Source organism: Candidatus Soleaferrea massiliensis AP7 (assembly GCF_000820765.1).
GTDB classification, from domain to species: domain Bacteria; phylum Bacillota; class Clostridia; order Oscillospirales; family Ruminococcaceae; genus Soleaferrea; species Soleaferrea massiliensis.
The window spans coordinates 25,482-33,989 of sequence record NZ_CCYH01000035.1 but is presented as its reverse complement, the minus strand read 5'-3'; the positions used below and the strand labels follow the sequence as shown (position 1 = coordinate 33,989).

Sequence of the window (8,508 nt, the reverse complement as noted above, 5' to 3'; positions counted from 1 at the left end):
CCGCAGATGCAGAACATGCAGCCGGAACAGCCGGCGCCGCAGCAGAATGCACAGCCGCAGGAAACCGAATGGAATGCTTCCTCCCATCAGCCGCAGACAAATGCCGGACAGCCGGACATGCATCAGCAGCACCGCTGGAACAATCAGATGCAGGGCGCGTACAATCCGTATACACAGCCTGGCGCAGCTGATCATGTGAATGCTCAGGAGGCAGCGCAGCATCAGCAGCCGGCACGGCAGAATGCCGCCGCAGGCCCGGCACAGCCGAACTGGCGGCAGGACGGGCAGGGACATGACGGACACAATGGCGTGCATGCCTGCGGTACTTACAGCCAGGGCGACGAGATACAGCAGCATCAGCCGGCACAGCAGGCGGCGGATACCGAAAAAAGCGAAGACTGGACCCAGATGGCGCACCAGCAGAACGCGTGGTATCAAAACGGCGCCGGTGCAGAGCAGCCCAGCCCCGATTATCATTATGACACGGAAGGCTGGGAAAGCGAATACTACGAGGTCCCGAACTTTGATGCACAGGTTCAGGCGGACAGCCAGCAGACCGGCACAAAAAAAGAATCCAAACACAGTATATCACATTTTTGGTCTGGAAAAAAGAAAACTGTTATAAAATGTGCGGCGGGACTTGTCGCGGTGGGGGTCATTTCGGTCGGATCGGTCGGCGCATATGTTGCCATGAGCAACGCTGGCTGGCTGCCGGCGCCAAACTCTTCCAGCGGCTTTTCACTCAACAATGTCCCAACCACAAACACCAGCAGCAACAGCGGCGAGCAGCTGACCGCGCAGCAGGTTGCGGCCAAGGTTATCCCGTCCGTGGTCTGCATCCAGAATTTCCAGAGCAACAGCGTGCAGGCGGCCGGGGAAGGCTCCGGTATTATTATGACTGCCGACGGCTATATTATCACGAATGCGCATGTCGTATCCGGCGCCACATCGTTGAAGGTGGTCCTGTCGGACGGCGGTACCTATGAAGCCAAGCTGGTTGGAAGCGACACCGCGACCGACCTTGCGCTGATCAAGATCGAGGCGACCGGCCTGACCGCGGCGGAATTCGGAAATTCCGATCAGCTGGAGGTTGCGGAATCGGTCATGGCAATCGGAAATCCAGGCGGTATGGAATTCAACTCCAGCGTCACCAACGGCATCATTTCCGCTGTCAACCGCCCGATCACCAATGACACCGGATACACCATGGACTGCATCCAGACCAATGCGGCCATCAACCCGGGCAACTCCGGCGGCGCGCTGGTCAACATGTACGGCCAGGTTATCGGCATCAACTCCTCGAAGATTGTGGCGACCGGCTATGAAGGCCTTGGATTCGCCATTTCGATCAATGACGCACAGCCGATCATCTCCGATTTGAAGGAATACGGTTATGTTAAGAACCGCGTCTCGCTCGGCATCACCTATCAGAACATCGACGAGATGGTTTCCCAGTTCTACCGCCTGCCGACCGGCGTCTATGTACAGAGCATCACCGACCAGCGGACGGCAAGCGCGGGACTCAAGCAGGGCGATGTCATCACCAAGGCGGACGGCGAGGAAATCACAACCGGAACCGAACTGCACGCGCTCCTGATGAAGAAAAAACCGGGCGACACGATCAAGCTGACGGTTTACAGAAGCTCTGACGGCCAGACCTATGAGCTTGAGATTACGCTGTATGAATATGAAGCCTCGAACAATACCCAGAATGGTTCCGGAGACGGAACGCAGGGCGGCAATGAATACTATAATGGCGGCCAGGATGGCTATGGAAACGATCAGGGCGGCACCATGCCGTTTGGATTTTAATTGATATCTCCACATAAACACCCATATACCGGCCCGGACGAAACCACTTCGTCCGGGCCATCCTCTTCGAACAGCGCGGATTTGGCAATTTGACCGGACGCAGCCGGGACGAGCTGGCAGAAGACGGCAAAAGCCGTTTTAGTTTGATGATGATCTTCATTTATTTATAAAAAGATGATTCATAGTTTTCCGAACGGCTGGTTACACTAGTAACAGCTTGAAAGGAAAGGAGTGAATCAATCATGGAGTACGAGAAAAACATCGCGCAGAATTTTGTGACGAACGCCGGCAATTTTGAGCCGGTGCCGAAGCCGAATGCACAGTCGATCACAGCGGTTGTCCGCACAGACGGCAAGATCACGGGATATGAGCTTTCCGGCGGCGATATCGTCAGCAAGGAAGAGGGGATTCTCCGCGCCAGGAACGGCGACATCAAGGGTGTGACCATTGCGCACCGCAGAGGCAGTGAGTATCTCAGGAGCCTTCCGGATCAGAATGAAGAAAACAACCTCGGTTCCCTTCCGTCAATTTCACAGCAGGGAACCAGATAAAAACAGAAAAGAGCTTCCTTCATGCAAGAAGGAGGCTCTTTTTAGTTTTATGGGATAGGGGAGTGTGAGTTTTCTTTGTTTGCTAAGATTTGCTTGGAGGGAGGATTGTTGAAGCGCTGGGACACAGCGGCTTTACTGCATTTGTCGAGGTGTTTTGTAAAGTGACGGTTGTATCGCTGTAGCGCAGCGCTTTCACTGTATTTACCAAGTGACACTTGGCAATGTGGTCGTTACTTCTTTGCCGGCCAAAGAAGTAACCAAGAAAGGCCGTTCAAGGGGGCCATACAGTGTGCCGCTTAGGGCCAGATGGCCCCCTTGAAAATCCCCTCCGATATCCCGTTTTCTGATTCGGCCGCCTGCGGGCGGCGTTTTGTTTTTGGCAGGGTGGTTGGGCATAGCTAGCAGCGGAGGCTTTCCCAGTTACAGGTTGCTTCTATGGTACCCTGATACTTTGGCTGGTGCGTAAAGTAAAAGAGCCTCCTTTTGTAAAGGAAGCTCTCAATATTGCATATGCCAATCACAGATATGCCAACCGGATATCCATTTTCAAAAGACGAAAGCGGATACATCACAAGTATAATCCGTTGTTCGGTCTGTCAGGCGTTTCATCAACCACGGAAGTAGTCGACTGCTCCTTTGAAGATCAGCTGATCTTTGTCACCTTCGACATTTTTGCAGACATAGGAGCCTTTGCGTTCGCTGTGGCACATCTTACCAAGCACCCTGCCGTCCGGTGAGGTGATGCCTTCGATGGCGGCATAGGATGCGTTCGGGTTGAATCGGATGTTCAGCGTCGCGTCGCCGCCCAGGTCGACGTACTGCGTCGCAACCTGTCCGTTTGCGGCAAGCTGTTTGATCAATTCGTCCGGTGCGACGAAACGGCCTTCGCCGTGCGAAACCGGCACCGTATGAATGTCACCGACCTGTGCGTGCATGAACCACGGGGATTTGTTCGAAGCGACGCGGGTGCACCATCATCGACTGATGGCGGCCGATTGTGTTGAAGGTCAGCGTCGGGCAGTTCTCATCGGTGTCGATGATCTCGCCGTACGGGACAAGTCCCAGCTTGATCAGAGCCTGGAAGCCGTTGCAGATGCCGAGCATCAAACCGTCGCGGTTTTTCAGCAGCTCGTGCACGCCTTCTTTGATGCGCGGGTTGCGGAAGAACGCCGTGATGAATTTGCCGGAGCCGTCCGGCTCGTCGCCGCCGCTGAATCCACCCGGGATCGCGATGATCTGCGCTTCTTTGATGCGTCTCTCCATCTCCAGCACCGACTGTTCAACGTCCGAAGCGCTCAGATTGCGGATGACAAAGATATCCGCTTGAGCCCCCTCGGCTTCAAATGCGCGCGCGGTGTCGTATTCGCAGTTGGTGCCAGGGAAGACCGGGATCAGCACGCGCGGTTTCGCGATTTTGGCAGGTGCAAGCAGGATTTCTTTGCGCTCATAGCTGAGGTTCTCGACCTTCTCATCCGTGCCTTTGGAGTGGTACGGGAAGACCGGCTCAAGCTTGTTCTCCCAGACCTTTTCGAGTGTGTCCATGCAGAGCGTTTCACCTGCGATTTCGATGCTGTATGCGTCGGTCGTCCGGCCGATCACCACGCCGCCCTTTTCGTCGGCGTCGTTGTCCATCTCGACCAGGAAGGCGCCGTAGCATGGTGTGAACAGCTCTTCGTCAGTCATATCTTTGGTAAAGGTGAAGCCAATGCGGTTGCCAAGGCCCATCTTGAAGACGCCCTCTGCCACACCGCCGTAGCTGACTGCCCAGACAGCCTTTGCCTGCTTTTCTGAGATCAGCTTTTCCACCGTGTCAAATGTATCCTTGATGCTCTCGAAATCCGGGAGCATGTTTTCGTGATAGGATGGCTTATAGAGGACGACCTTGCTTGAGGACTGCTTGAACTCCGCCGAAAGCGCGTTCGCGGCATCGGTCATCGAGACGGCGAACGATACGAGTGTCGGTGGAACGTCGATGTCCTCAAAGGTGCCGCTCATCGAGTCCTTGCCGCCGATCGAGGCGATCTTCAGGTTCAGCTGCGCCTCCAGTGCGCCGAGCAGCGCGGCCATCGGCTTGCCCCAGCGGGACGGGGTGTTCTGGGTGCGCTCAAAGTACTCCTGGAAGGTCAGCCAGCACTTGTGATAGCTGCCGCCTGCCGCGACAAGCTTCGCGACCGATTCGACCACCGCGAGCATCGCGCCGTGGTACGGGCTCTGCGCGGACAGGTACGGGTTGAAGCCCCACGCGAGCAGGCTTGCGGCGTTTGTTTCGCCGCCGAGTACCGGGAACTTCGCGGCCATCGCCTGCGTCGGGGTCAGCTGGCGGACGCCGCCGAACGGCATCAGCACGGTGGAAGCGCCGATCGTCGAATCGAACCGCTCGACCAGCCCCTTCTGCGAGCAGACGTTCAGGTCGGAAAGCAGCGCTTCAAACTTCTGTTCCATGCTTCCTTCCAGCGATGTTTCGGTGTGCAGCTTCGGTTCTGTGATCACGATATCGGTGTATTTGGACGCGCCGTTCGAGTTGAGAAATTCGCGGGACAGATCGACGATCTGTGCGCCGTTCCAGTCCATGCGAAGACGCGGCTCTTCGGTCACCTCTGCGACAATCGTGGATTCCAGATTCTCTTCGGATGCGATTTTCCGGAACGCGCCGACATCCTCTTTGGCGACGACGACGGCCATGCGCTCCTGCGATTCGCTGATGGCAAGTTCGGTGCCGTCGAGTCCGTCATACTTCTTCGGGACCGCGTTTAAATCGATCGAAAGGCCGTCGGCCAGCTCGCCGATGGCGACCGATACGCCGCCCGCACCGAAGTCGTTGCACCGCTTGATCATGCGGGTGAGCTGTGGATTGCGGAACAGGCGCTGGATTTTGCGTTCCTCAGGCGCGTTGCCCTTCTGGACCTCCGCGCCGCAGGATTCCAGCGATTCAAGCGTGTGAGATTTCGACGAGCCGGTTGCGCCGCCGCAGCCGTCTCGGCCGGTGCGTCCGCCCAGCAGGATCACGATGTCGCCCGGCGCCGGACGCTCGCGCACGACGTTCTCAGCCGGCGCCGCGCCGACCACCGCGCCGATCTCCATGCGCTTCGCGACGTAGCCCGGATGGTATACCTCCGCGACATGGCCGGTGGCAAGGCCGATCTGGTTGCCGTAGGAGCTGTAGCCGGCCGCCGCGGTTGTGACAATCTTCTTCTGCGGGAGCTTGCCTGCAAGCGTCTGCTCCATCGGGACGGTCGGGTCGTCCGCGCCGGTCACGCGCATCGCCTGATACACGTAGGACCGTCCGGACAGCGGATCGCGGATCGCGCCGCCCAGACAGGTCGCCGCGCCGCCGAACGGTTCGATTTCGGTCGGATGGTTGTGCGTCTCGTTTTTGAACATCAACAGCCAGTCCTGCATTTCGCCGTCCACGTCGATTTTGACCCTGACGGAGCAGGCGTTGATCTCCTCGGATTCGTCGAGGTCGTCGAGGAATCCGTTCTTCTTCAGATATTTCGCGCCGATGGTCGCGATGTCCATCAGGCATAAATCCTTCTGCCTGCCGGCATACAGTTCGCCGCGCAGGTTCAGGTATTTGTCGTAGCTGTCCTGGATATAGTCCGCCTCGATCTTCACATCCTGGATGTTGGTCAAAAAGGTGGTGTGGCGGCAGTGGTCGGACCAGTAGGTGTCAATCATGCGGATTTCGGTGATGGTCGGGTTCCGCTTCTCGGTTTCTTTAAAATACTGCTGGCAGAACTTGATGTCGTCGAAATCCATCGCCAGACCATAGCTTTTAATAAAACCGCGCAGCGCGTCGTCATCCAGGCCGATGAAGCCGTCGAGCGTTTCCACGGTGGTCGGGATGTCGTAGTTCGCTTCAAGCGTCTGCGGCTTTTCGAGCGAGGCCTCCCGGCTCTCGACCGGGTTGATGCAGTAGTGCTTGATGGCCGCGAATTCCTCATCCGAGATGCGTCCCTTTAAGAGGTAGACCCGTGCGCCGCGGATCAGCGGGCGGTCCTTCTGCGTCGCAAGCTGGATGCACTGCGCGGCGGAATCGGCGCGCTGGTCGAACTGGCCGGGCAGGTATTCGGTCGCGAAGACCCGCTCGGTTTCGGACATTGCGGGAAGCTGTGTATATGCGCGGTCAACCTGCGGCTCCGAGAAAACGGTGCCCACAGCGTTTTCAAAATCCTCTTCTGAGATGTTCTGAACATCGTAGCGATTTAAAATTCTCACGCTTTTCAGGGAATCCAGATGCAGCGCGGTTTTCAGGTCCGCGAGCAGATTGCCGGCTTCCACCGCGTAATCCGCCTTCTTTTCCACATAGATGCGATATACCGCCATGTTATTGAAACACTCCTTGTATTTTAGTGGTGGAGCCTTCCGGTCCACAAAACTGCAGTCAAATCCGCCGAAAGCGCATACGGCTTCCGGCTTTGTGTATCCGCTGAAGATATCGGTTGCGTACAATGCTCTCCGCGCGGCCGGCATGGAAAGCCCGGTCAGGCATGTCCTATGGATGTCTTCCGAAATCCCGGTCAGGCGCATGGGAAAATTTCAGCGCCCAAATGAAGCACGGACTTACCGCATAAACACGGAGCCCCGTCCGGACGCATAGGGAAATATCCGCCGCAAGCCCCACTCAGTTTGAACAGACCAGTCGGAATCCCGGCGGGCCGTGAGAATTACGACTCAGACATATCCTGTGGATGTCTTCCGAAAGCCCGGTCGGGCGCAAAGAAAAATACAGCGTCCCTCTGTGCGGACACAATTACCTATTAAAATTGTAACAGTTCCCCGGTACAAAAGTCATCTGTTATACCGGTCAATTTTATGAACTTTATTTGACCTTTTAACGGAAGATCCGACCGGATGCGCACCGGCGTGTAATTTTTGGTGTATCCCTCATAGACGCCTGGGGAGACGAGCTGCTCGAGCAGCACCTCTTCGATGCGGCCGACCTGCCGTGACAGGAATTCCCTGCGCGTTTTATCGGTCAGTTCGATCATCCGGCGGCTGCGCTGTTCCTTGACCTGCTTTGGAACCTGCGCTTCCATCTTTGCGGCGCGGGTGCCCTCCCGGATCGAATAGGCAAAGACATGCACCTTCGCAAATCCGACCTTTTTCGCGAACGCCAGGTTTTCCAGGAAATCCTCCTCGGTTTCCCCGGGAAATCCCACCATGATATCGGTCGTGACGGCACAGTTCGGGAAGACACGGCGCAGCTTGCGGACCAATGCGTCGTATTCTTCCGCCGTGTAGTGACGGTTCATCTCCCGGAGCGTCCGGTCGCAGCCGCTTTGCAGCGACAGATGGAACTGGTCGCAGAATTCGCCGAGCTTCGACATCTCTGAGATGTCCTCGTCGCTCAGAAGCTCCGGCTCCAGCGAACCGAGCCGCACACGCTCGATGCCCGGCGCCGCGCAGGCCAGCTTGACCGCGTCGATCATCCGATTGCCGGTGTCCTTGCCGTAGGACGACAGGTTGATGCCGGTCAGCACCACCTCGCGGTAGCCGGACGAAGCCAGGGCGGTCAGCTCCTGCCGCAGCTCCTCGAGCGGCTTGGAGCGCACCCGTCCGCGGGAGATGGGGATGATGCAGTAGGAACAGAACCGGTCGCAGCCGTCCTCTATTTTGATGAAGGCGCGGGTACGGTCCAAAAACGAAGTGGCCTGCATGCTCTCGAATTTCTCATCCTTAACATGCGGCGTGATCTCAATGATCCGCTCGCCGCTCGCAAGGCATCTCTTGACCGCGTCGAGCACCGCCAGCCGATTCGCGGCGCCGGTGATGACGTCCGCTTCGGGAATCTTCTCGGCCGCGTCCGGGAACGCCTGCGGGAAGCAGCCGGTCAGCACGGCCTTGGCGGCGGGGTTTTTCCGTTTGAACCGCCGCAGCGCCTGCCGGGATTTTTTATCGCCGGTCGAGGTGACCGTGCAGGAATTGACGATGTAGATGTCCGCCTCCTCATCGGGGGAGACGATGTCGAAGCCGTCGTTCATGAACTGCTGTTCGAGCACGCCGGTTTCATACTGGTTGACCTTGCAGCCCAAGGTGTAAAATGCTACTCTCATAAACTCTCCTGATTTTTCTTTCTGCACAAAAATTAAAATTTTATGCATATACTAATGATTACAATCGTATTATAATCAATTTGAAACGC

The 8,508-nt window shown here is 56.9% G+C and carries 3 protein-coding genes and 1 pseudogene; 2 read left to right on the top strand and 2 right to left on the bottom strand.

The annotated features are described in order from the left end of the window. Both BN348_RS13235 and BN348_RS08580 read left to right on the top strand, forming a co-directional pair. A partial coding sequence (locus tag BN348_RS13235) for a S1C family serine protease (protein ID WP_156136468.1) occupies positions 1 to 1,812 on the top strand: 1,812 nt, incomplete at its 5' end. Positions 1,813 to 2,054: 242 nt separating this feature from the next. After that, a complete protein-coding gene (locus BN348_RS08580) occupies positions 2,055 to 2,363 on the top strand; it encodes a DUF3892 domain-containing protein (RefSeq protein WP_040197475.1) in 309 nt (102 codons plus the stop codon). Positions 2,364 to 2,971: 608 nt separating this feature from the next. Here the strand turns inward: BN348_RS08580 and BN348_RS08575 are convergent. Then, positions 2,972 to 6,689: pseudogene (locus BN348_RS08575) on the bottom strand (phosphoribosylformylglycinamidine synthase). A 434-nt stretch (positions 6,690 to 7,123) separates the two neighbouring features. After that, the gene (gene mtaB / locus BN348_RS08570) at positions 7,124 to 8,419 is read right to left on the bottom strand and encodes a tRNA (N(6)-L-threonylcarbamoyladenosine(37)-C(2))-methylthiotransferase MtaB (RefSeq protein WP_040197473.1); all 1,296 of its coding nucleotides are present in this window, start codon (positions 8,417 to 8,419) and stop codon (positions 7,124 to 7,126) included. Between the last annotated feature and the right edge of the window lie 89 nt (positions 8,420 to 8,508).